We start from the raw sequence: 23540 nt of genomic DNA on the forward strand, positions 1-23540 counted from the left end.
TCTTTTCGCCACGTGTGGTCCTCCTGTACCGGACTGTACCGGCGTTTAGCGAGTGGTCGGCGACGGCAGGCCGTCGGTCACGGCAACTGCCAGCGGAGCAGATCCTGCTGTCGCGGCGGCCGCGGACGCGACGCTGGTCCCTTGGCCGCCCGCGGGCAGCTGAGTCACCAGCGGCACCCCGGCCAGCAGGGCGTTGGGCACCAGGCTCGCCGCGCCTGCCTGGCTTCCGCTGGCCGAGCTCGGTGCGCCGAGGACGGCGCCGTCCGAAAGACGCAGGTACGCGGGGCTGGAATTGCTGACCATGCCCAGCGCCTCGGCGTTGGCGGCCAGGCTCTGCGGAGAGGACACCCGGATGAGGTCTTCGCTCACACTGCTGGCCGTGCGGCCGAGTTCGACCTGGCTGGCGCGCAGTGCCGAGATCTCGTAAGCGCCCTGCGAGATTCCGACGCTCAACAGGAGCTGGGCGACGATGACCGCCCCGACGCAGGCCACGGCTGACAGTGCGTAGACCACGCGCGGCCGCTTGTGCGCGCTCGGGCTGACGATCTCGATATGGCGGCGTTCCTCCGCCCCGGTGCGCGGGTCGTGATCCGGGCGAAGGGGTGCCGATTCAAATGCCCGGGCCAGGTTGTCGCTCATTCGGCTCTCCTCAGTCGTTCGGCGGCACGTAGGCGAACCGACGTTGCACGGGGGTTGATGGCTTTCTCGTCCTCGGACGCCTGTTCGGCGCCTCGGATGAGCAGGGTGAACAGCGGCTTGTGTTCCGGCAGTTCGACGGGGAGTCCGGCGGGGGCGCTGGACGTGGAGGCGGCGGCGAACATCCGCTTGACGATGCGGTCTTCGAGCGACTGGTAGGCCATGGTCACGATGCGGCCGCCGACGGCGACGGCCTCCATCGCGGCGGGGATGGCGCGCTCGAGAACGGCCAATTCCTGGTTGACCTCGATGCGCAGCGCCTGGAAGACCCGTTTGGCGGGGTGTCCCATCCGCTGCACGGCCACGGGGGTGACCTTGGTGATGACCTCGACCAGCTGGGCCGAGCGAACGAACGGCACGGTCTCGCGAGCCTCGACGATCGCCTTGGCGTAGCGTCCGGCGAGTTTCTCCTCGCCGTACTCCTGGAAGATGCGACGCAGTTCGGCCTCGCTGTAGTCGGCGAGGATGCGCTCGGCGGTGAGCGGTGACGTGCTGTCCATCCGCATGTCCAGCGGGGCGTCCTTGGAATAGGAGAAGCCGCGCTCGACCTGGTCGAGCTGCATGCTGGAGACGCCCAGGTCGAACAGGATGCCCTGGACCTCGCTGATGCCGAGACCCGCAAGGGCGTCGAGGATGCCGTCATAGACCGTGTGGACGAGGTGGATGCGGTCGTGGAACGGTTTGAGGCGCTCTTCGGCGATGGCCAGCGCGTCGAGGTCGCGGTCCAAACCCACCAGGGTGAGGCCGGGGAAACGGCTGAGCATGGCTTCGGCGTGGCCGCCCATACCGAGGGTGGCGTCCACGAGGATCGCGCCGGGCTTGTCCAGAACGGGGCCCAGCAGCTCGATGCTGCGCTCCAGCAGCACCGGGGTGTGGATCTCGCTCAGCTGGGGCCGGTCGGCCGGGGCTGCTGCGGTGGTGTCGGTGGTCATCTCGTCGTTCGGCTTGTTGTTCGTGTTGTCGTTGATGTTGGTGCCGTTGCTGTCTTTGGTCATAGCTACCCGGGCTGGATCCTGGGGCCGGATCCCCATCCGTTCCGCCTGGCACCGGGGAAGTGTGTCAGGAGGGCGACGGCTGGGAGTCGGGCACCAGGAGCTAGAAGAGTCCCGGAATCACCTCCTCCGTGATGTTGGCGAACGAGGTCTCCTGCTCGGCGAGATAGCTGTCCCAGACCTCGGTGTCCCAGATCTCCACGCGGTTGCCCACGCCGATGACCGTGAGGTCGCGGTCGAGTCCCGCGTAGGCCCTGAGGTTGGCCGGGATGGTGACGCGGTTCTGCTTGTCGGGGGTCTCGGCGCTGGCTCCCGAGAGGAAGACGCGGAAGAAGTCGCGCCCCTCCTTGCTCGTGATGGGCGCCTGGCGGATCTTCTCGTGCACCTCGTCGAAGTCACGCGAGGTGAAGACGTAGAGGCAGCGCTCCTGACCGCGAGTCATCACGATGCCGGTCGAGAGCTCGTCGCGGAATTTGGCCGGCAGGATGACGCGTCCTTTTTCGTCGAGCTTGGGGGCATAGGTCCCGAGGAACATTCGTCACCCCTCTCTTCCGGCCAAGGTCAGGTGTTGCTCCACTTTACTCCACTATCAACCACCGTGTCCGTAAATCAGGGTGTTTTGCCGTTTAATCCTGGTTTTATTCCCTGAATTCACAGGCAATCACTGGGTGGAGGAAAATCCCACGTTTTGGAGCAGATGTGCCCGTTTTTGGGCATGAAAAAGGGCCGACCTGGTGGTCGGCCCGTGCGGGTCGTGGTCAGTGGGGCAAAAGGGAGGCAGGTGGGGCGAGCGGGATGCGGCTTAACTCACGAACGCCCGCCATCCTGGGTGTGCCAGGGGCGGGCGTTACTCGGAGTCGACCCGGTGGTTCACACACGGGTCAGCGGGATGGGCTCGCGGAGCCCAGCCGTGGGCTACTGCTGTCCGTCCTGGCGACGGTCCCAGCGGTCGTTGAGCTTGTCCATGAAGCCCTGCTGGGTGCGCGCCTGGGCGGGGCTGCGAGTCTGGGCCGACGACGGCCGTGTCGCCCGGGCCGTGCGACCCGGGGTGATGGCCAGAAGCACACCGCCGAACATGATGATGAATCCGATGATGCCCAGCCAGAGCTGCTGCACCGCAACGCCGGCGACAAGAGTCGCGATCCCCACGACACCTGCGAGTACCCCGAGGACTATGGATCGGTAGTTGGGGCGGAGGCGCGTGCCCCCGACGCTCGCCACGAATTCGGCATCGTTGTGATAGAGACTGCGCTCCATCTCTTCGAGGAGTCGCTGCTCTTGTTCTGAAAGCGGCATCTCATTCCTCCAATTGGGGATCGAGCGGATTAGACCCTAATTCTAGTCCCGCCGAGATGGCTAGGCTAGGCACGTGGCTCAAAGCACTCGACTGGTCGATCTGGTTCATTCTCGCATCGACGAATTCATCAATACGCGTGAATCAATTGTGACGACCATCAGCCCGGACCTTGCTGTGCTGGTGGACTTCTCACGGCAGTTTCTCAGCGGCGGGAAGCGCTTCCGGGCTCAGTTCGCACACCTCGGCTGGCAGAGCGTTCCGGCGACCACGCAGACCGCCCCCGACGGGGTGTCTGCCGGCCTGGCCGGCCTGGTGTCCGCGGCCAGCGCACTCGAGGTCTTCCACGCCGCGGCGCTCGTCCACGACGACATCATCGACAACTCGGACACCCGCCGAGGAGCCCCCTCGGCGCACCGGCGTTTCGAGAGCCTGCACGGTGCCAACGGATGGGCCGGAAGCCCCGCCGACTTCGGTCGCGCCTCGGCGATCCTGCTCGGCGACCTCCTGCTCGGCTGGAGCGACGAATTACTCGACGAGGGCCTCGACGGCGCCGCCGACCGGGTCAGCGCTCGACGCGCCCGCACCGAGTTCAACCTCATGCGCACCGAGGTCACCGCAGGTCAGTATCTCGACATCCTGGAGGAGCGCGCCTGGCTCACCCAACCCGAGGCGGAGCTGCTCGACCGCGCCGTGCGGGTCATCATCTTCAAGTCGGCCAAGTACAGCGTGCAGGCACCGCTCGTGATCGGCGCGGCCCTCGCCGGTGCCGATGACGAGCAGCTCGACATCTTGCGGGCGTTCGGGCTGCCGCTCGGGATCGCCTACCAGCTGCGCGACGACCTGCTCGGGGTGTTCGGTGATGCCAGCGTCACGGGCAAGCCCAGTGGTGACGACCTGCGCGAGGGCAAGCGAACCGTCCTGATCGCCCTGACCAGGGAACGCCTGGACGCGGCGGACCTGGGCACTGTCGACAGGCTGCTCGGCCGCCCCGACCTCACGCCGGAGCAGATCTCGGCCCTGCAGCAGGTCATCGTGGACAGCGGCGCCGTCGACAGGGTCGAGACCCTGATCCAGCAGAACGTGGCCCAGGCTCTCGCCGCGCTGGACGGTTCGCTCGTGGAGCAGAGCGTGCAGGTCGCGCTCACCGACTTCGCCGGAACGGTGACCCGACGGGTCTTCTAGGCGTTCGAGCGGCCGGGCTGGATCAGGCCAGGGCCTGCGCCACTCGGCGCACCTCGGCCTTGCGTCCGGCCAGGAGCGCGTCGATCGGGGGAACTCCGAGGCTGTCGTCCACCTCGAGCAGCCATTCCATGGCCTGCTCGTCGGTGAAACCGTCATCGGAGAGCACAATCAGAGTGCCACGGAGCTCGCCCACCGGTGCCCCGTCACGTATGAAGGAGGCGGGCACGCTGACCCCGCCGTCACGACGGATCGCAAGGAGGTGCTTGTCTTCGATGAGCTGGCGCACCCGGCTGTGGCTGATCCCGAGAACCTCGACGAGGTCGGGGATGGAGTACCACTCGGGGGTGGAAGAAGGAACGGACTGCTGCGGAGCGGAAGACGAATCGGTCACCCCCCAAGCCTCCCACGATTCAGCACGGGCTACAAACCCCCTGTCAGGCCCGGTCACGCGGGTGATCCGTGCCGCTGCCGCGTGGTTAATTGACTCGGACTCGCTTCTGTGTGAGCGTTGAGGGCACATCATCTATCGATAGGACGTGCAATGCCGGTCAGAGCCAGCAAGATCGAATCGGGGACGGTCACCGCCGACTCCCCCGGTGCTGACTCCCCTGTCGAGTCGGGGGTCGTGCGCCCTGCGGCCAGGCGCCGCCCTGCGAAGACCGGTGTGCGGCGATCCTGGGGAGCGGTGGCGAGCATCCCCCTGGTTCTCGTCAGCACCGTGGCCATCGTGTTCAACCTGGCCTCACCCGCCCAGGCGGCGACGGCCCTGAAGAAGCCGTTGAAGACCCGCACGACGCTGCCGCAGGCGGTCGTCAAGCCGGTCCAGACCGTGCGGCCGGCGGTGTCGACTCCGGCGCCGAACCAGTACACCGTCGTCGACGGCGACACCATCAGCGCCATCGCCGGCAAGTTCGGCCTCTCGACGGCGTCCGTCCTCGCCCTCAACGGCCTGGGCTGGAGCGCGGTCATCTTCCCCGGCCAGGTCCTCACCCTCTCGACCTCCCCGGTCACGGCCGCGGCAGCCCCCGCGGCTGTCGCCAGCGAGCTCACCCGGTACACGATCCGCTCCGGCGACACCCTCAGTGGGATCGCGGCGGCCAACGGCGTGAGCGCGGATGCCGTCTTCCGAGCCAACGGTCTCGGCCGGGACAGCATCATCTTCCCCGGCCAGGTCATCGTGCTCCCTGCAGCCGCGCCGTCGGCCGTGGCCGGCGGACCCCAGATCTCGCTCGCGTCGGCCACGTCGGGCAGCCACACCGTGGTGTCCGGCGACACTGTCGACAAGGTGGCCGGCGCCGCCGGCGTCTCGGTGCAGGCGGTTCTCGAGGCCAACGGCCTGGGCTGGTCGAGTGTCATCCACCCGGGTCAGGTCCTGAAGATCCCGGGCTCAGCGCCCGTGTTGGACGCCGCACCCGCCGTCGTCGTGACCCCGAACGCACCAGCAGCACCTGCCCCCACTGCCGTGCGCGATGCCGTGACGCCCCTCACGTCGGAGATGGCCGCCAACGCCCGTCTTATCATCGCCGTCGGCCGCGAGGCCGGAGCGAACGACGCCGCCCTCGTCGTGGCCCTGGCCGCTGCCGCCCAGGAATCGGGGCTGCGCAACATCGATTACGGCGACCGCGACTCGCTCGGGCTCTTCCAGCAGCGGCCGAGCTCCGGCTGGGGAACCGCCGAGCAGGTGATGGATGCCGAGCGCGCCAGCCGCGCCTTCTTCGGCGGCCCGGTCAACCCCAACGTCGGTGTCACCCGCGGGCTGCTGGACATCCCGAATTGGGAGAGCATGACGGTGACGCAGGCCGCCCAGGCCGTGCAGATCTCCGCCTTCCCCGACTACTACGCCAAGTGGGAAGCCTCCGCCAGGAGCTGGCTCGCCGAACTCGGCTGACCGGCCCGTCACCCGACCCGCGCCACGTGGCGGGCGACGTTCACGGGCGACGCCGGCGACAGTGACCGAATCGTGTCCCGCCGCGCTGGTGGTCCGTCCCGAGGAACCCGCCAGAATTCCGTAGACTCGACGGGTGACCGAAAGCCCCATTGACCCCATGATCGGCCGTCTCATCGACGGCCGCTATCAGGTGCGCTCCCGGATCGCCCGCGGCGGTATGGCCACCGTGTACCTCGCCACCGACCTGCGCCTCGAGCGCCGCGTGGCGATCAAGATCATGCACGGCCACCTGGCCGACGACAACGCCTTCCGCAGCCGCTTCATCCAGGAAGCCCGCTCGGCGGCCCGCCTGGCGCACCCGAACGTGGTGAACGTGTTCGACCAGGGCCAGGACGCCGACATCGCCTACCTGGTGATGGAGCATCTGCCCGGCATCACCCTGCGCGACCTGCTCAAGGACTACGGCCGGCTCACCCCCGAGCAGACCATGGACATCCTCGAGGCCGTGCTGTCCGGCCTCGCCGCCGCCCACAAGGCCGGCATCGTGCACCGCGATGTGAAGCCGGAGAACGTGCTGCTAGCCGACGACGGCCGCATCAAGATCGGCGACTTCGGGCTGGCCCGTGCCGTCAACAACAACACCGCCACCGGCCAGGCCCTGCTCGGCACGGTGGCGTACCTCTCCCCCGAGCTGGTCACCCGGGGCATCGCGGATGCCCGCAGCGACATCTACGCGCTCGGCATCATGACCTACGAGATGCTCACCGGCGAGCAGCCCTACGTGGGTGAGGCGCCCATGCAGGTGGCCTACCAGCACGCCAACGACACCGTGCCGATGCCCAGCCTCGTCGCGCCCGGGGTGCCGCAGGAACTCGATGAGCTCGTCCTCTGGGCCACCGCCCGCGACCCCGAGGAGCGCCCGCGCGACGCGAGGGTCATGCTGGACCAGCTCCTCGACGTGGAGAAGCTGGTGCGACCGCACGACCAGACCGCGCTGCAGGCCACCATGGTCTTACCCCGAGGCGTCGCCGCGGCGTCGGCCGACGCCGAGACGCAGATCCTCGGCCGCGCTCCCCTGGCGGCTGCGACCCTCGCCGCCCCCGAGCCAGAGACGGGCGAGGTCGACAGCACCGACCAGCTGGCCGGCGGGGCGCGGAAGCGCCGCCGCCGCGGCTACCTGCTCTTCACAATGATCGTGCTGCTGGCCGCTCTCGCGGGCGGAGCCGGGTGGTATTTCGGCTTCGGCCCCGGCTCGGAGATCGCCGTGCCCAACCTGACCTCCGCCTCGCCGGAGGATGCCACAGCACAGCTGGAGGCGCTCGGTCTGGTCGCCGCAGGCGGCACGGCATACAGCACCGAGATTCCCGCCGGGCTCGTCGTCGATACCGATCCCGGCGACGGCGCCCGAGTGGCCAAGGGCAGCACGGTGACCGTCAACGTGTCGCAGGGACCCGCCCCGATCGTGCTGCCTGCCCTGGCCGGACTCACCTCTGATGCCGCGTCCCTGGCGATAGCCGAGGCCAAGGCCGTTCCCGGAACCATCGACGAGGTGTTCAACGGCGACGTCGAGGAGGGCCTGGTGATCTCGGCCAGCCGGGAGAGCGACGGAGGCGATGTCTCCCAGGGCGGTGACTACTTCGAGGGGCTCCCGGTCAACCTGGTGGTGTCGCTCGGCGGTATCCCCGACGTCACCGGCGAGTCGGTGGACGATGCCATCAGCATCCTCGAAAAGAAGAACCTCGTCGCCACAACGGGTGAGGAGACCTACAGCGACACCATCGCCGAGGGCGACGTCATCTCGGTCTCCGCCGCCGCAGAAGGCCCCATCAGGGCCGGCTCCACCCTCATCCTCACGGTTTCCAGAGGCCCGGAGCCTGTAGAGATACCGAACGTGATCGGCATGTCCTGGAGCGAGGGCAAGCAAGTGCTCGCAGACCTCGGCTTCAAGTTGAACTACAACCTGGCCGCGGACGCCATCGCGGCCATCATCAGTATCAAATCGACGGATCCGGCGGCAGGGACCCTCGCGGCCAAGGGCAGCTCGATCACGCTGACGCCCACCAACCCGTTCGGTTAACCCACAACGCGGCCCCGGATGACCGGGGCCGCGTTCGGCCGTACTGCGGGTGTGCCCGCGGGCTGCTAGCGGGCGGCCAGTTCCTCGGCCACCAGGAACGCGAGCTCCAGCGACTGCATGTGGTTCAGGCGCGGGTCGCAGAGCGACTCGTAGCGGGTCGCCAGGGCGGCCTCATCGATGTGCTCCGAGCCGCCGAGGCACTCGGTGACGTCGTCGCCGGTGAGCTCGACGTGGATGCCGCCCGGGTGCGTCCCCACCGCGCGGTGCGCCTCGAAGAAGCCCTTGACCTCGTCGACCACGTCATCGAAACGACGCGTCTTGTAACCGGTGGGCGTGGTGACGCCGTTGCCGTGCATCGGGTCCGTGACCCAGAGCGGCGTCGCGTCGCTGGCCTTGATCGCCTCCAGCAGGGGCGGAAGGGCATCGCGGATCTTGCCCGCGCCCATCCGCGTGATGAAGGTGAGTCGGCCGGGCTCGCGGTTCGGGTCGAGCTTGTCGATCAAACGCAGCATGTCGTCGATCGACGTGCTCGGGCCGAGCTTGACACCGATCGGGTTGCGCACCCGGGACAGGAAGTCCACGTGGGCGCCGTCGATCTCGCGGGTGCGCTCCCCGATCCAGACGAAATGCGCCGAGGTGTTGTAGGGAGTGCCTGTGCGGGAGTCGATGCGCGTCATGGGGCGCTCGTAATCCATCAGCAGGCCCTCGTGGCTGGTGTAGAACTCCGTGCGGCGCATGGCCTCGAAGTCGGCGCCACAGGCGATCATGAACTTGATGGCGCGGTCGATGTCCTTGGCCAGGCCCTCGTAGCGCTGGTTGGCCGGGTTCTTCGCGAAGCCCTGGTTCCAGCTGTGCACCTGGCGGAGGTCGGCGAAGCCGCCCTGCGTGAAGGCGCGGATCAGATTGAGGGTGGACGCGCTCGTGTGGTACGCCTTGACCAGCCGGTCGGGGTCGGCCTCACGGGACTCCGGGGTGAAATCGTAACCGTTGACGATGTCGCCGCGGTAGGCCGGCAGGGTGACGTCGCCGCGGGTCTCGAAGTCGCTCGAGCGCGGCTTGGCGAACTGGCCGGCCATACGACCCATCTTCACGACGGGCATGGATGCGCCGTAGGTGAGGACCACGGCCATCTGCAGCACGGTCTTGACCCGGTTGCGGATCTGCTCGGCCGTGGCGCCGCTGAAGGTCTCGGCGCAGTCGCCGCCCTGAAGCAGGAAGGCCTCCCCGCGGGCGGCCTGGGCCAGGCGGTCGCGCAGGATGTCGACCTCGCCGGCGAAGACCAGCGGCGGCTGGGTGGCCAGCTCGGCCGATGCCGCGGCCACGGCGTCGGCATCCGGCCAGGCCGGCTGCTGCTTGATGGGAAGGGTGCGCCAATAGTCCAGCCCGTTGATTACAGATTTGTCTGCCATTACAACCGGTTCGGTGGGGTCTACCACGGGACTGAGCCTGTTTTTCTCTTCTGCGGCCCGCGCGAACGCGAGTCTGGGGTTAGCGATATTCGAGCCTAGCGTGAAAGGCTGGCGCGCTTTTCTTTGACGCTGGTGGCATAGACGTCGACGTACTCCTGCGTGCTGAGGCGGCGCAGTTCGTACATCAGCTCGTCCGTCACGGAGCGCAACACGAACCTGTCGCCTTCCATTCCCTCGAACCGGCTGAAGTCCAGCGGCTTCCCGATCACGATGCCGATCCGGCGCACCTTGGGGATCCGGGTGCCGGTGGGCATGGCCTTCTCAGTGTCGATCATGGCGACGGGCACGACGGGCACGCCCGCCTCGAGCACCATGCGGGCCACGCCCGTGCGGCCGCGGTACATGCGCGCGTCCGGGCTGCGGGTGCCCTCTGGGTAGATGCCCAGCGCGCCGCCGGCGTTCAGGACCGCGAGACCGGTGTTGAGGGAGTCCTCGGAGGCCTTACCGCCTGAGCGGTCGATGGGCAGTTGTCCGGTGGCCTTGAAGAACTGCCGGGTGGCCCATCCCTTCAGGCCCGTCCCGGTGAAGTACTCGCTCTTGGCCAGGAACACCACCCGGCGCGGAACCACGAGCGGCAGGAAGACCGAGTCGATGAACGACAGATGGTTGCTCGCGAGCACCACGCCGCCCTCTTTGGGGATATTCTCGAGCCCGATCACCCAGGGCCTGAACAGGCCCAGCAGGAGCGGGCCCGCGACAATATTCTTCATGAACCAGTAGAACATCGGTGTCCTTACCTGACGGTGCGCTGTAGGGCGGTGCTCTGGACGGGGCCCTGCGGCACGTTCCTGGGCGACACGGTCAGCCTACTCACCCGTGACGTGCCGGCGGGCGAGGTCTGCGGCGCCGACGACGCCGGCATCGTTGACCAGTTCGGCGATGGCGAACTCCGCCTCCGGGTGGTAGCCGCGGGCCGGCAGGTTGTCGAGGTAGGCGCTGCGGATGGGCTCGAGCAGCAGTTCGCCGGCTGCGGCCACCCCGCCGCCGAAGACGAAGACCTGCGGGTCGAGCACCGCGGCCAGGCTGGCACAGGCCTGGCCGAGCGAGGCGCCGAGCTGGCGGAGCGCCGCCAGGGCGCCGGGGTCGCCCTCCTGGATGAACCGGCCGACATCCTTGCCGGTGAGCTTGCCGCGTTTGGCGCGCGACGCGGCCAGGCCCAGACCGATACCGCCGGCATCGGCGAATTCGTTGGCGATGCGCAGGAGGGCACGTCCGGAACCGTACTGCTCGATACAGCCGTGGGCGCCGCAGCCGCAGGGCAGGCCGTCGGGGACGACGCGCATGTGGCCGAGCTCGGCGCCCACCCCGAAACCGCCGCGGAACAGCTTGTCCCTGGACACGATGGCCCCGCCGACACCCGTGCCGATGGTGAGGGTCACCATGTCGCTGTAGAGCCGGCCGGCGCCGAAGCAGAACTCGGCCCAGCCGGCCGCGTTGGCGTCGTTCTCGATGATGATGGGAACCGACAGCCGGGACTCGAGCTTCTCGCGCAACGGCTCGTTGCGCCAGTTGATGTTGGGGGCGTAGTAGACGGTCGACTGCGCGGCGTCGATGAATCCGGCGGCGGCCACACCAGCGGCGACGACCTCTTCGCCGGCGGAGAGTCCTTCGATCATCTCGACGACGGCGTCCTCGATTTCCCGCGGATCGGCGGCCTCGGTGGGCCGGCGGTCCGACTTGATGATGGTTCCGAATTCGTCGACGAGGGCACCGGCGATCTTGGTCCCGCCGATGTCAATCCCAATGGCGTGCACGACTGACACCTTTCGTTGGTGGAGCTTCAGGAGCATTCTTCAACCGGTTGAACGCCGGCGTGGCGCTGAAGCGACCTGAACGACCACGGAGGCACCCCCTAGAGTGTAGTAAACGAGTATGCCGCCGGGAGAATCGCGAGGCTCAGGTCGTTTCACGGCTAGAGTGGTCGGACTTACCCGTCCGGTGCCAAAGGAGTTACCGTGAAACAGTTCGATGAGCCCGCCGTCGTCCCCGCCGACCCGAACGCGAACGTCACCGACCTGCTGGTCGACCGCCTCGCCCTGACCCCGCACTCAGTGTTGTTCTCCCGCCCTGACCAGGGCGGCTGGCTGCCGGTCACCACCGCTGAGTTCCACGCGGAGGTCGTCGCACTTGCGAAGGGGCTTGTCGCCTCCGGAGTGCAACCGGGCGACAAGATCGGGCTGACCTGCAAGACCCGGTACGAGTGGACCCTGATCGACTTCGCCGTGTGGTTCGCCGGAGCGATCCTGGTCCCGGTCTACGAGACCAGCTCCCCCAGCCAGATCCAGTGGATCCTCAGCGACTCCGGAGCAACGGCGCTCATTGTGGAGACGGCTGACCACTTCGCCCGGTTCGACGAGGTGCACCCCGACCTGCCCGAGGTTCAGACGGTCTGGCAGATCGATCTCGGCGACCTCGACAAGCTTTCCGCCAGGGGCGTCGACGTTCCGGATGCCGAGATCGAGCGCCGGCGCGGCCTGGCGGTCGGCTCGGACATGGCCACCTTGATCTACACCTCTGGCTCCACCGGGCGCCCCAAGGGATGCGTGCTCAGCCACAGCAACTTCGTCGAGACCAGCCGCAACGCCGGCATCGCCCTCAAGCCGGTCCTCACCGACCCGGAGGGCGCATCCACGCTGCTCTTCATCACGACGGCGCACGTGTTCGCCCGTTTCATCTCGGTGCTCTGCGTGCACGGCGGCGTGCGCGTCGGCCACCAGCCGGACACCCGGCAGCTGCTGCCGTCCCTGGGGAGCTTCAAGCCCACCTTCCTGCTGGCCGTTCCACGCGTGTTCGAGAAGGTCTACAACTCTGCCGAGCAGAAAGCGGAGGCCGGGGGCAAGGGGAAGATCTTCGAGGCCGCTTCGGACGTCGCCGTCGAGCATTCCAAGCTCATCGAGGCCGGCGAGCGGGTCCCGCTGGGCATGAAGATCAAGTTCGCCCTCTTCGACCGGCTGGTCTACAGCAAGCTGCGGGCGGCCATGGGGGGCAAGGTCAAGTACGCCGTGTCGGGTTCGGCCCCGCTCGGCGCGCACCTCGGCCATTTCTTCAACAGTCTCGGCATCGTCATCCTGGAGGGCTACGGTCTCACCGAGACCACGGCGCCGGCCACCGTCAACCTGGCCACCAAATCGAAGATCGGCTCTGTCGGTCCGGCACTTCCCGGCGTGTCGGTGCGGGTCATGGACGACGGTGAGATCGAGGTGAAGGGCGTCAACGTCTTCACCGAGTATTGGCACAACCCCGAGGCCACAGCCGCCGCATTCGACGACGGTTGGCTCAAGACCGGGGACATCGGTGCCCTCGACGCCGAGGGGTTCCTCTCGATCACCGGGCGCAAGAAGGAGATCATCGTGACCGCCGGAGGGAAGAACGTCGCCCCCGCCGCGCTGGAAGATCCCATCCGGTCCAACCCTCTGGTCGGCCAGGTCGTCGTCGTCGGCGACCAGAAGCCGTTCATCGCCGCCCTCGTGACCCTCGACCCGGAGATGCTGCCGGTCTGGCTGAACAACAACCACGAGGACGCGGGCCTGTCGCTCATGGACGCGTCGGTGCACCCCAAGGTGCTCGCCGAGGTGCAGCGCGCGATCGACCACGCCAACGAGACGGTGTCGCGGGCCGAATCGATCCGCAAGTTCGTGGTGCTGCCCATCGAGCTCACCGAGGCCGCCGGCTACCTCACCCCCAAGATGAGCATCAAGCGCGACGTGATCCTGCGCGACTTCGCCGCCGAGATCCAGAATCTCTACGGGGCCAACCCGGTCACCGCCGCGGTGCCGGTGCGCACGAGCTCCCAGGACTAGCGCCCGGCTCAGGGCCGTGTCCTGCGGCCCTGAGCCTGGCCGAGAGGCCCGGGTCTAGAACCAGTCCGACTCGCGCACTTCCTTCATGGCCGCCCGGCGGCTCTCCTTGTCGAGCCTGTCGAGATAGAGCAGACCGTCCAGGTGGTCGGTCTCGTGCTGCAGGGCCTGGGCCAGCAGGCCCTCGCCGGCCAGTTCGACGGCGTTACCGTCGAGGTCGATGCCGGTGACGCGGGCGAACGGGAACCGCCTGGTGGGGTACCACAGTCCGGGGACCGACAGGCAGCCTTCATCGACCAGCTCGGGCTCACCCGACAGCTCCACGATGACCGGGTTGAGGATGTAGCCGATATCGCCGTCGATGTTGTAGCTGAAGGCTCGGAGATTGACGCCGATCTGCGATGCAGCCACACCAGCGCGGCCCGGAAGCTTCACGCTGTCGACGAGGTCCTCCACGAGGCTCCGCACCCGCGCGTCGATCGTGCCGATCGGCTCTGAGCGGGTCTTGAGGACGGGATCGCCCAGCAGGCGGATCTGGCGTTCGGGCACGGGTGGCTCTCTTCGGGGTTCAGCGGCGGCCGGTTCGGGCGTCGGTCGCGGTAGGCGGGCGGAGTGCGGGTGGGTGGAGTGCGGGTGGCGGAGTGCTGCGGATGTGCCGGCGCTCAGACGCGTCGCTCGGCCGGCAGGCCCTCCACCACGAGTGCGGCCAGGGTGCGCGCGGCCAGGCGCGTGATCGGCTTGAGGTCCTTGTAGGACACCACGCTGCCGGCGGCCAGCTGCGGGTCGTACGGGATGCGCACGATCTCGCGCACGCGGGACCTGAAGTGCGACTCGATCTCTTCGAGTTTGACCAGGTTGGTGCCCTGTGTGGCGGTGTTCAGGGCGACGACGGCGTTGCGCACCAGGTCGCCGTAGCCGTTGGCTTCCAGCCAGGTGAGGGTCTCAGAGGCCAGCCGCGCCTCGTCGACGCTGCCGCCGGAGACGATCACGATGGAGTCGGCGCGCTGCAGGGTCGCCCGCATGACCGAGTGGACGATACCGGTTCCGCAGTCGGTGAGCACGATGGAATAGAACCGGGCCGCGAGGTCGGCGACGACGTTGTAGTCGTTCTCGTCGAACGCCTCGGAGAGCAGCGGGTCGGTGTCGCTGGCGAGGATGTCGAGCCTGGTCTCGTCGCGGGAGACCAGAGCCGAGAAGTCGGTGAAGCCGCCGATGGAGGCGGCCTTGGTGACGACGTCGCGGACGGTGGACCTGGTCTGTTTGGTCACGCGTTCGGAGAGCGTGCCGCGGTCGGGGTTGGCGTCGACGGCGATGATCCGGTCCTCGCGGGCGTCGGCGAGAGCCATCCCCATGAGCGCGGTGACCGTCGTCTTGCCCACGCCGCCCTTGCGGGTGAGGACCGGCACGAAGCGGGCGCCGCCCTCGAACTGCTTGCGGATGCGTTCGTCCATGGCCTGGTGAGCGCGCACCGCGGCGGAGTCGCCGAGATTGATCAGGTGCAGGGAGGCGTTGTAGACGAACCGGTTCCACGCGCCCTGGGGTGCGCGCCGGGTGCGCCGGTTGACTTCGAGCAGCCGGTCGGAGGTGAGCATCGAGGCGGATTCCGGCGCGACGGTGTCGGTGCGGGTGCGTTCGCGCCGGCTGCCGGTGGGAGCGTTGGTCGGGCCCGTGCCGAGCGAGAGCGCCGCCGCGGCCGTGCCGCTGGCCCCGACGGGAACGGCCAGCTCCCGCGCGGGTTGCGGGGTGACGATCTCGATGGTGTGCGTGCCGGGGTGAGCGTGCGCCGACGGGTCACCGGCCGGCCGGGTCGCTCCGGCGGGCCGCGCGGATCCGCGGGTCAGCGCGGGTGCCGACGCCGACACGGGCAGGGACCCGTCGCCGAGGGACACGCCCAGACTCTCGGGCAGGGCCGCCGCCAGATTGTCGAAGGTGTGCGGAGGGAGTTCACTGTGGTACTCGTCGCCCGCCCGCACCGATGACCCGGCCGCGGCCCCGGCCGAAGCCGGAGCCGGGGTCAGCTCGCCGTCACCCTCGTCGTGCGGATAGGCATCGTCTGTCCGTTTATCTGTCACAGCAGACTCCTCGTTCCTCAACGGGCCACGAATGGGCCCCAAATCAGGCCTCAGCCTAGCGTGGTCGCACCACCACGAGCAGGTCTCCGGCGTCGACCTGCTGGGTGGTGGGGATCGCCACCCGCTCCACGACGCCCGCAATGGGCGACGTGATGGCTGCTTCCATCTTCATGGCTTCGATGGAGGCCACGCTCTGGCCGGCCGCGACGTGGTCACCGTCGGCGACCTGCAGGGTGACCACTCCGGAGAACGGGGCGGCGACCTGGCCGGGCTGGTTGGCATCCGCCTTCTCGGCGGCCTTGGTCACCACGGCGATACTGCGGTCCCGCACGAACACGGGACGCAGCTGGCCGTTGAGGATGGTCATGACGGTGCGCATGCCCTTGTCGTCGGCCTCGCCGATGGCCTCGAGACCCACGTAGAGGCGCACGCCCTTGTCGATCTCGACGGAGTGCTCTGTGCCCTGACGCAGGCCGTAGAGGTAGTCGACGGTGTCCACAACGGACAGGTCGCCGAACAGCTCGCGGATCTGCTGGAAGTGCCGGGTGGGCGCGGGGAAAAGCAGCTGGTTGAGCATCCCCCGCCGGGTGGCGCTGTCGCCGCCCAGGGCTTCTTTCTCGTCCGCGGTGAGCTCGGTGGTGCTCACGCGCACGTTCCGGCCCTCGAGCACCTTGCTGCGGAAAGGCTCCGGCCAGCCGCCGGGCAGGTCGCCCAGCTCGCCGGCCATGAAGCCCACCACGGAGTCCGGCACGTCGTATTTGGATGGGTTGGCCTCGAAGTCGGCCGGGTCGGCGTTCACCGCGGCGAGGTAGAGGGCGAGGTCGCCGACCACCTTGGAGGATGGCGTCACCTTGGGCACCCGGCCCAGGATGGTGTTGGCCGCCGCGTACATGTCCTCGATGAGCTCGAAGTCGTCGGCGAGGCCCAGCGCCACGGCCTGGGTGCGCAGGTTGGAGAGCTGCCCGCCGGGGATCTCGTGCTTGTAGACCCGGCCGGTGGGGGCGCGGAGGCCGGATTCGAAGGGGTGGTAGACCCGGCGCACGTCCTCCCAGTACGGCTCGAGGTCGCAGACGTTCTGCAGCGAGATACCCGTGTCGCGCTCGGTGTGGGCGAGAGCGGCCACGAGGGACGAGGCGGAGGGCTGGCTGGTGGTGCCGCCCATGGGCGCGCTGGCCACGTCGACGGCGTCGGCGCCGGCGCGGGATGCCGCGAGCAGCGTGGCGAGCTGTCCGCCAGGGGTGTCGTGCGTGTGCACGTGCACCGGCAGGTCGAACCGTTCGCGGAACGCCGCGACGAGCTTCTCCGCCGCGGCCGGACGCAGCAGACCGGCCATGTCCTTGATGGCCAGGATGTGCGCGCCGGAGGCGACGATCTGGTCGGCCAGGCGCAGGTAGTAGTCCAGCGTGTAGAGGCTCTCGGCCGGGTCGAGCAGGTCGCCCGTGTAGCAGACCGCCACCTCGGCCACGCTGGTGCCGGTGTTCAGCACGGCGTCGATGGCGGGGCGCATCTGGTTGACGTCGTTGAGGGCGTCGAAGATGCGGAAGATGTCGACGCCGGTGTCGCTGGCTTCGCGAACGAACGCATCCGTCACCTCGGTGGGGTACGGGGTGTACCCCACGGTGTTGCGGCCGCGCAGGAGCATCTGGATGTTGATGTTGGGCAGCGCCTCCCGCAGGGCAGCGAGACGCTCCCAGGGGTCTTCGCCGAGGAAGCGCAGCGCGACGTCGTAGGTCGCACCGCCCCAGGCCTCGACCGAGAGCAGCTCCGGAGTGAGCCGGGCCACGTGCGGGGCGACGGCGACGAGGTCCTTGGTGCGCACCCGGGTGGCCAGGAGCGACTGGTGGGCGTCGCGGAAGGTGGTGTCGGTGACGGCCAGCGCGGTCTGCGCGCGCAGCGCGCTCGCAAAACCGACCGGGCCGAGCAGCTGCAGCTTCTGGCGGGAGCCCTCGGGCGCCGGAAGGGACAGGTCGATCTTCGGGAGCTTCTCGGCCGGGTTCATCAGCGTGATCGGCACCCCGTTGGGCTGGTTGACCGTGACATCGGCCAGCCAGTTGAGGATCTTGGTGCCGCGGTCCTTCGAGGCGCGGCCGCGCAGCAGTTGCGGGCGCTCATCGATGAACGAGGTGCTCAGGTCGCCGGCGGCGAAGTCGGGGTCCTCCAGCACGGCCTGCAGGAACGCGATGTTGGTGGACACGCCGCGGATGCGGAACTCCGCCAACGCGCGCTTGGACCGGGTGACGGCGGAGGCATAGTCGCGGCCGCGGCAGGTGAGCTTGGCCAGCATCGAGTCGAAGTGCGGGCTGATCTGTGCGCCCGGGTTGATGGTGCCGCCGTCCAGGCGGATGCCCGCGCCGCCGGGTGAGCGGTACGTGGTGATCTTGCCGGTGTCGGGGCGGAAACCCGCGGTGGGGTCCTCAGTGGTGATGCGGCACTGCAGGGCGAAGCCGCGCAGCTTGATGGAGTCCTGGCTCAGGCCCAGGTCGGCGAGGGTCTCCCCCGCGGCGATCCGGATCTGCGACTGCACGAGGTCGACGTCGGTGACCTCTTCCGTGACGGTGTGCTCGACCTGGATACGCGGGTTCATCTCGATGAAGACGTGCTGGCCGGCGCGCTCACCCACGGTGTCGAGCAGGAACTCGACGGTGCCGGCGTTGACGTAGCCGATCGACCGGGCGAAGGCCACGGCGTCCTTGTGCAGGCGCTGGCGGATCTCCTCGGGCAGGTTGGGCGCCGGTGCGATCTCGATGACCTTCTGGTGGCGTCGCTGCACGGAGCAGTCCCGTTCGAACAGGTGCACGGTCTCGCCCGTGGCATCCGCGAGGATCTGCACCTCGATGTGGCGCGGGCGGAGAACGGCCTGCTCGAGGAACATGGTCGGATCGCCGAAGGCGCTGTTGGCCTCCCGCATGGCTTCTTCGAGCGAGCCGCGCAGGTCCGCCATGGTGGCGACCCGCCGCATGCCGCGTCCGCCGCCTCCGGCGACGGCCTTGGCGAAGATGGGGAAGCCGATCTCCTCGGCGGCCGCGATGAGCTCTTCGACGTCGCGCGACGGTGCGCTGGACTTGAGCACCGGGACACCGGCGGCGATGGCGTGTTCCTTGGCGGTGACCTTGTTGCCGGCCATTTCCAGCACGTGCGAGCCCGGGCCGATGAAGGTGATGCCGGCGGCCTTGGCCGCTTCGGCCAGGTCGGGGTTCTCGGAGAGGAATCCGTAGCCGGGATAGATGGCGTCTGCGCCACTCTCCCTGGCCACGCGGATGATCTCGGCCACGTCGAGGTAGGCGCGCACGGGGTGACCCGGTTCGCCGATCTCGTACGCCTCGTCGGCCTTGAGCCGGTGCAGCGAATTGCGGTCTTCGAACGGGAAGACGGCGACGGTCTTTGCTCCCAATTCATAGGCGGCGCGGAAGGCGCGGATTGCTATCTCTCCACGGTTGGCGACGAGGATTTTGGTGAACATAGAGACCTTTCGATCCGGGAGCGGCACACAGCTGACGGTTAGGTTCTCTAAGACTAGTGAAGGTAACGTATCTACTTGTGCACGTACTTAGCGTTAGCTCCCTCAAGGGAGGGGTAGGCAAGACCACGGTGACCCTTGGTCTGGCTTCTGCTGCCTTCGCCCGCGGTGTTCGGACCCTCGTGGTCGACCTCGATCCGCAATCGGATGTCTCTACCGGGCTCGACATCCAACTCGCCGGCCACCTCAATGTGGCCGATGTGCTGGCCTCGCCGAAGGAGAAAGTCGTGCGGGCCGCCATTGCGCCCAGCGGCTGGACCCGCGGCCGCCCCGGCACCATCGACGTCATGATCGGCAGCCCCTCCGCCATCAATTTCGACGGCCCGCACCCCAGCATCCGCGACATCTGGAAGCTCGAGGAGGCCCTCTCCACAGTGGAGAAGGACTACGACCTGGTGCTCATCGACTGCGCGCCCTCGCTGAACGCCCTCACCCGCACCGCGTGGGCCGCCAGCGACCGCGTCGCCGTGGTGACCGAGCCCGGCCTGTTCTCGGTGGCCGCCGCCGACCGCGCCCTGCGCGCGATCGAGGAGATCCGCCGTGGGCTCAGCCCCCGGCTGCAGCCGCTGGGCATCATCGTGAACCGGGCCCGCACGGCCTCGCTCGAGCACCAGTTCCGCATCAAGGAGCTCCGCGACATGTTCGGCCCCCTCGTGCTGACTCCGCAGCTGCCGGAACGCACCAGCCTGCAGCAGGCCCAGGGCGCAGCGAAGCCGCTGCACACCTGGCCGGGAGACAGCGCCCAGGAGATGGCGCACTACTTCGACCAGCTGCTCGACCGGGTGCTGCGCACGGCGCGCATCGGCGAGTACGCCGAGGCGGCCGCCCGCTAACCCCGCGAACTGTGAGAAAAGCCCCGAAAACGTCCAGTTTTCGGGGCTTTTCTCGCAGTTCGCGAGGGATCGTTGATCGAGCTTGTCGAGATCCTAGGAGACCTTGCGGGAGACGCGACGGGCGGCGAGCTCGTCGGAGGGGTCGTTGGCCTGGGTGTCGAGCTCGACCAGGGTGGTCTCGACCTCGCGGAGAACCTTGCCAACGGCGATGCCGAAGACGCCCTGGCCGCGGCTGACGAGGTCGATGACCTCGTCGTTGGACGTGCAGAGGTAGACGCTGGCGCCGTCGCTCATGAGAGTGGTCTGGGCGAGGTCGTTCACGCCGGACTCGCGGAGCTGGTTCACTGCGGTGCGGATCTGCTGGAGGGAGATACCGGTGTCGAGAAGGCGCTTGACCAGCTTGAGCACGAGGATGTCGCGGAAGCCGTAGAGGCGCTGGGAGCCGGAGCCGGCCGCGCCGCGCACTGTGGGTTCGACCAGTTCGGTGCGGGCCCAGTAGTCGAGCTGGCGGTAGCTGATGCCGGCGGCGCGGGCCGCGACGGCGCCACGGTAGCCGGAGTTCTCGTCGAGTTCGGGCATACCGTCGGTGAAGAGCAGTCCCTGACCGTAGCGAGACGAATCGTCTCGGGGATTGAGCTCACTCATACGATCGCCTCTCGGGGGTGGATGCGAACCTTCAGGCCGCACTTCAACGTTAGCGAGGCCGACGGCCCCAACCCGTGACATCCGGTGCAAAGGCCCCGGCGTGTCTTGGGAACGGTGAGGCGTGCGCGGATTCTGCTCCGCGCGCACCTACCACATCCGTGCCACGAGGAGTCGAGCGCGCTGGAATGCGTTGAACTTGCAGTCTACGACCTATTTGGTCAGGCGACCCAGGGCGGAGCGGATGAGGCTGCCGCGGATCACTTCGAGCTGGCCGGCGATCTCCACGGCCATCTCGGCGGCCTTGGCCCGGCTGGAGGCGTCCTTGCGTCGCGCAAGGGGCACGAGGGCGCTCTCGATCAGACCCAGCTCGCGTTCGGCCGCGCCGCGGAACCCGCGGAGGTGCCGGGGCTCGATGCCGCTCTTCTGCAGGTCGACGAGGGCACGGAGCACCTGCAGTGCGTCGTCGCCGTAGTGCTCGGCAGGCAGGATGATGGACGACGAGACGGCGTCATGCAGCAGGGCGGCAGGGGCGCCGGACTCGCGCAGCAGTTCGTCGCGGCTGAAGCGGCGGGCCACGACGAGCATGCTCGGCCCTGGGGCCCCTCCGCCGGGCAGGGACGGCGACAGGCCGGCGTCGAGATCGTCGAGGTAGGAGCGAATGACCTTCAACGGCAGGTAGTGGTCCCGCTGCATCGAGAGGATCAGGCGCAACCGGTCCAGGTCGCCGCCGTTGAACTTTCGGTAGCCCGACTCGGTGCGGGCCGGGGAGACCAGTCCCTGTTCCTCGAGAAAGCGCAGCTTGGACGGGGTGAGGTCGGGGAATTCCGGCGTGAGCCGGGCCAGGACCTGGCCGATACTCAGAAGTGACGTCGCGCCCGGCAGCCTGGCCTGGGCGGAGGACGCCGGCACTAGTCGCTCGCCAGGTGTACGAGGTCGAGCCGCGAGGCGTAGAACGTCAGGCGGAATTTTCCGACCTGCACTTCGGACCCGTCGGTGAGGACGGCCAGGTCGATGCGTTCACCATCGAAGTAGGTGCCGTTGAGCGATCCGAGGTCCTTGACCTGGAAGGTGCGGCCTGAGCGCAGGAATTCGGCGTGACGCCGGGAGACCGTGACATCGTCGAGGAAGATGTCGGCGTTGGGGTGACGGCCCACCGTGGTGACATCGGCATCCAGGAGGAAGCGCGCACCGGAGTTGGGTCCGCGGCGCACGACCAGAAGGGCCGAGCCGGAGGGCAGCGCGGCGATGGCTTCCTGCTCCTCGACCGTCACGTTCGAGTCGAGGGCGGCCAACGACGCCGCGAACTCCTGGCTGAACGTCATCGTCGTGTCGACGTTCCCCCTGGCATTCTCGGGCGCTACCGTCTTCCCCGGCGCAACCGTCTGCTCGGGTTCTTTCTTATCGTCGGAATCGACCACCGTGCACCTCCTACCGGTAAATCGTATCGGATGGAACCGGCCAACATTTGCTAAGGCAGCCGAATCACCCGAACCGTTTCAATCGCGTAGATGACCCCGGCCCACCAATACAGGTACGCGCCCCAGAGCCCGAAGGCCCAGCCGACCGGCAATGACCACCAGGACAGCTCGGGGAACGCCTGCCCGAGCATGATCATCGGCAGGGCGTAGAACAGGCAGAACGTGGCGATCTTGCCCAGCTGATGCACCGGAAGCGGACCGAAACCGTGGTTGGCCAGCACAACGCCAAGGCCCAGCAGGAAGACGTCCCGGCCGACGACGACGGCCACGATCCACCAGGGGACCAGGTCGCGCCAGGCCAGCCCGATCAGGGCGGCGAAGATGTAGAGCCTGTCGGCGGCCGGATCGAGCAGCTGGCCGAGCCGGGTGACCTGGTTGAACCGGCGTGCGATCCAGCCGTCCAGGAAGTCGGTGAGGCTGGACACCGCCAGCACGAGCAATGCCCAGGCGTCCGCGCCGCTGACGATGAGGCCGAGGAAGACCGGAACGAGCCCCAGGCGCAGGAAACTGAGCAGATTGGGCACGGTGATCACCCGGGAGCTCACCACACTCGACTCGGGCCCTGTCACGTGTCGAGTCTATCGACGTGCCTTCGGTTCCGGTCAGGCGGTGTTCCGGTCCGCGGTGGTCGTCGCCGCGCTCTTCTTCTTCTTCGCCGCCGCCGTCTTCTTCTCGGCCGGTTTCTTGGCTGCCTTCGTGGCCGATGAGGCCTTCGCCCTCGACGGCGCAGGGGAAGACTCCGACGCCGCGGCCGAACCTTTCCTGCTGCGGTCGACACTCCGACGCAGCGCCTCCATCAGGTCGAGCACCTCTCCCCCGCCGCCCTCCTCCTCGGCGGCGCCGAAGGTGGCCTCGGTGTCGATGGCGTCGCCCTTCTCGAGCTTCTCCTCGATGAGCCGGCGCAGCTGGACCTGGTACTCGTCGGTGTAGTCGCCCGGGCTGAAATCGGCCGCGAAGGACTCGACCAGCGCCGCCGACAGGTCCAGCTCCCGGTCGGAGATCGTCACCGACTGCTCCAGCGCCGGGAAGTCGGCCGTGCGCACCTCGTCGTTCCAGAGCAGGGTCTGCAGCATCAGGACGTCCCCCTGCACCCGCAACGCGGCCAGGCGGGTCTTCTGCCGGAGGGAGAAGTGCACGATGGCGGTGCGATCGGACTGCTCCAGTGTGCGGCGCAAGAGCACGTAGGCCTTGGGCGAGCTCCCGTCGGGTTCGAGGAAGTAGCTCTTGTCGAACATGATCGGATTGAGCTGGTCGTTCGGCACGAATTCGAGCACGTCGATCTCCCGGCTGCGTTCCTCCGGCAGCGCCTTGAGGTCGGCATCCGTGATGATGACGGTCTTGTCTGCGTCGGTGAAGGCCTTGTCGATGTGCGCGTAGTCCACGATGTTGCCGCACACCTCGCAGCGACGCTGATAGCGGATGCGGCCGCCATCAGCGTCGTGCACCTGGTGCAGCTCGACGTCGTGGTCCTCGGTGGCGCTGTACACCTTGACCGGCACGTTGACCAGGCCGAAGGTGATGGCACCCTTCCAGATCGATCTCATCGCGCCTCCTCGACGCTCGCAGCCCGGTTCACCCTTCTAGTAGACACCGTGTC

At 68.1% G+C, this 23540-nt stretch carries 21 protein-coding genes; 5 read left to right on the forward strand and 16 right to left on the reverse strand.

Translation table 11 applies throughout. From position 1 onward, the window contains the following. Positions 1-45: 45 nt before the first annotated feature. The 4 genes from ftsL to DOE79_RS02340 form a co-directional block, all read right to left on the reverse strand. Positions 46-639, reverse strand: a complete 594-nt coding sequence (gene ftsL / locus DOE79_RS02325; RefSeq protein ID WP_120337109.1) for a cell division protein FtsL — start codon at positions 637-639, stop codon at positions 46-48. Continuing rightward, positions 636-1628 (reverse strand): 16S rRNA (cytosine(1402)-N(4))-methyltransferase RsmH, encoded by a 993-nt coding sequence (gene rsmH, locus DOE79_RS02330; protein WP_120340104.1) that lies wholly within the window; start codon positions 1626-1628, stop codon positions 636-638. The genes ftsL and rsmH overlap by 4 nt, the downstream gene beginning before the upstream one ends. A gap of 163 nt (positions 1629-1791) precedes the next feature. Next, positions 1792-2223 (reverse strand): division/cell wall cluster transcriptional repressor MraZ, encoded by a 432-nt coding sequence (gene mraZ, locus DOE79_RS02335; protein ID WP_120337110.1) that lies wholly within the window; start codon positions 2221-2223, stop codon positions 1792-1794. Between the two features lie 380 nt (positions 2224-2603). Further along, the gene (locus DOE79_RS02340) at positions 2604-2984 is read right to left on the reverse strand and encodes a DUF3040 domain-containing protein (RefSeq protein WP_120337111.1); all 381 of its coding nucleotides are present in this window, start codon (positions 2982-2984) and stop codon (positions 2604-2606) included. Positions 2985-3057: 73 nt separating this feature from the next. On the opposite strand from DOE79_RS02340, the gene DOE79_RS02345 reads away from it, so the two are divergent. Next, positions 3058-4167 (forward strand): polyprenyl synthetase family protein, encoded by a 1110-nt coding sequence (locus DOE79_RS02345; RefSeq protein ID WP_120337112.1) that lies wholly within the window; start codon positions 3058-3060, stop codon positions 4165-4167. Positions 4168-4189: 22 nt separating this feature from the next. On the opposite strand, the gene DOE79_RS02350 is transcribed toward DOE79_RS02345, so the two are convergent. Then, positions 4190-4558 (reverse strand): Rv2175c family DNA-binding protein, encoded by a 369-nt coding sequence (locus DOE79_RS02350; RefSeq protein WP_120337113.1) that lies wholly within the window; start codon positions 4556-4558, stop codon positions 4190-4192. Positions 4559-4708: 150 nt separating this feature from the next. Here DOE79_RS02350 and DOE79_RS02355 point away from each other — a divergent pair, with 150 nt between their 5' ends. Beyond that, the gene (locus DOE79_RS02355) at positions 4709-6055 is read left to right on the forward strand and encodes a muramidase family protein (RefSeq protein WP_120337114.1); all 1347 of its coding nucleotides are present in this window, start codon (positions 4709-4711) and stop codon (positions 6053-6055) included. 133 nt (positions 6056-6188) lie between these two features. Beyond that, positions 6189-8132, forward strand: coding sequence for a Stk1 family PASTA domain-containing Ser/Thr kinase (pknB, locus tag DOE79_RS02360; RefSeq protein ID WP_120337115.1), 1944 nt, complete (start codon positions 6189-6191; stop codon positions 8130-8132). A 65-nt stretch (positions 8133-8197) separates the two neighbouring features. Here the strand turns inward: pknB and DOE79_RS02365 are convergent, their stop codons facing one another. From DOE79_RS02365 to DOE79_RS02375, 3 genes are all read right to left on the reverse strand, one after another. Further along, a complete protein-coding gene (locus tag DOE79_RS02365) occupies positions 8198-9541 on the reverse strand; it encodes a class II 3-deoxy-7-phosphoheptulonate synthase (RefSeq protein WP_120337116.1) in 1344 nt (447 codons plus the stop codon). A gap of 95 nt (positions 9542-9636) precedes the next feature. Continuing rightward, positions 9637-10326 carry a lysophospholipid acyltransferase family protein gene (locus tag DOE79_RS02370; RefSeq protein WP_120337117.1) on the reverse strand — a complete coding sequence of 230 codons (690 nt, stop codon included), beginning with the start codon at positions 10324-10326 and terminating at the stop codon, positions 9637-9639. Positions 10327-10407: 81 nt separating this feature from the next. Then, a complete protein-coding gene (locus DOE79_RS02375; RefSeq protein ID WP_120340105.1) occupies positions 10408-11355 on the reverse strand; it encodes an ROK family glucokinase in 948 nt (315 codons plus the stop codon). Between the two features lie 201 nt (positions 11356-11556). On the opposite strand from DOE79_RS02375, the gene DOE79_RS02380 reads away from it, so the two are divergent. Further along, on the forward strand, positions 11557-13401 hold the full coding sequence (locus tag DOE79_RS02380; RefSeq protein WP_120337118.1) for an AMP-dependent synthetase/ligase: 1845 nt from the start codon (positions 11557-11559) through the stop codon (positions 13399-13401). Between the two features lie 54 nt (positions 13402-13455). Here DOE79_RS02380 and def read toward each other — a convergent pair whose 3' ends face one another. From def to DOE79_RS02395, 3 genes are all read right to left on the reverse strand, one after another. Next, positions 13456-13947, reverse strand: a complete 492-nt coding sequence (gene def / locus DOE79_RS02385; RefSeq protein WP_066595054.1) for a peptide deformylase — start codon at positions 13945-13947, stop codon at positions 13456-13458. 113 nt (positions 13948-14060) lie between these two features. After that, positions 14061-15470: a MinD/ParA family ATP-binding protein gene (locus tag DOE79_RS02390; protein WP_245977077.1), complete on the reverse strand. Its 1410-nt coding sequence runs from the start codon at positions 15468-15470 to the stop codon at positions 14061-14063. Between the two features lie 55 nt (positions 15471-15525). After that, positions 15526-18930, reverse strand: a complete 3405-nt coding sequence (locus DOE79_RS02395; RefSeq protein WP_120337119.1) for a pyruvate carboxylase — start codon at positions 18928-18930, stop codon at positions 15526-15528. A 77-nt stretch (positions 18931-19007) separates the two neighbouring features. Here DOE79_RS02395 and DOE79_RS02400 point away from each other — a divergent pair, with 77 nt between their 5' ends. Further along, the gene (locus tag DOE79_RS02400) at positions 19008-19820 is read left to right on the forward strand and encodes a ParA family protein (protein WP_066595050.1); all 813 of its coding nucleotides are present in this window, start codon (positions 19008-19010) and stop codon (positions 19818-19820) included. Between the two features lie 93 nt (positions 19821-19913). Here the strand turns inward: DOE79_RS02400 and DOE79_RS02405 are convergent, their stop codons facing one another. The 5 genes from DOE79_RS02405 to ku form a co-directional block, all read right to left on the reverse strand. Then, a complete protein-coding gene (locus DOE79_RS02405; RefSeq protein ID WP_066595049.1) occupies positions 19914-20465 on the reverse strand; it encodes a MerR family transcriptional regulator in 552 nt (183 codons plus the stop codon). Between the two features lie 210 nt (positions 20466-20675). After that, positions 20676-21374, reverse strand: a complete 699-nt coding sequence (gene ftsR / locus DOE79_RS02410; RefSeq protein ID WP_120337120.1) for a transcriptional regulator FtsR — start codon at positions 21372-21374, stop codon at positions 20676-20678. Further along, complete coding sequence (locus DOE79_RS02415; RefSeq protein WP_084021395.1) at positions 21374-21787, reverse strand: FHA domain-containing protein; 414 nt, start codon at positions 21785-21787, stop codon at positions 21374-21376. Before DOE79_RS02415 ends, ftsR begins: the two co-directional genes overlap by 1 nt. Positions 21788-21933: 146 nt before the next feature. Beyond that, positions 21934-22512: a CDP-alcohol phosphatidyltransferase family protein gene (locus DOE79_RS02420; RefSeq protein WP_245977078.1), complete on the reverse strand. Its 579-nt coding sequence runs from the start codon at positions 22510-22512 to the stop codon at positions 21934-21936. A 33-nt stretch (positions 22513-22545) separates the two neighbouring features. Next, positions 22546-23487, reverse strand: a complete 942-nt coding sequence (gene ku / locus DOE79_RS02425) for a non-homologous end joining protein Ku (protein WP_120337121.1) — start codon at positions 23485-23487, stop codon at positions 22546-22548. Positions 23488-23540: the final 53 nt, after the last annotated feature.

Origin of the sequence: Cryobacterium soli, assembly GCF_003611035.1 — a bacterium.
In the GTDB taxonomy this organism is placed as follows: Bacteria; Actinomycetota; Actinomycetes; order Actinomycetales; family Microbacteriaceae; genus Cryobacterium; species Cryobacterium soli.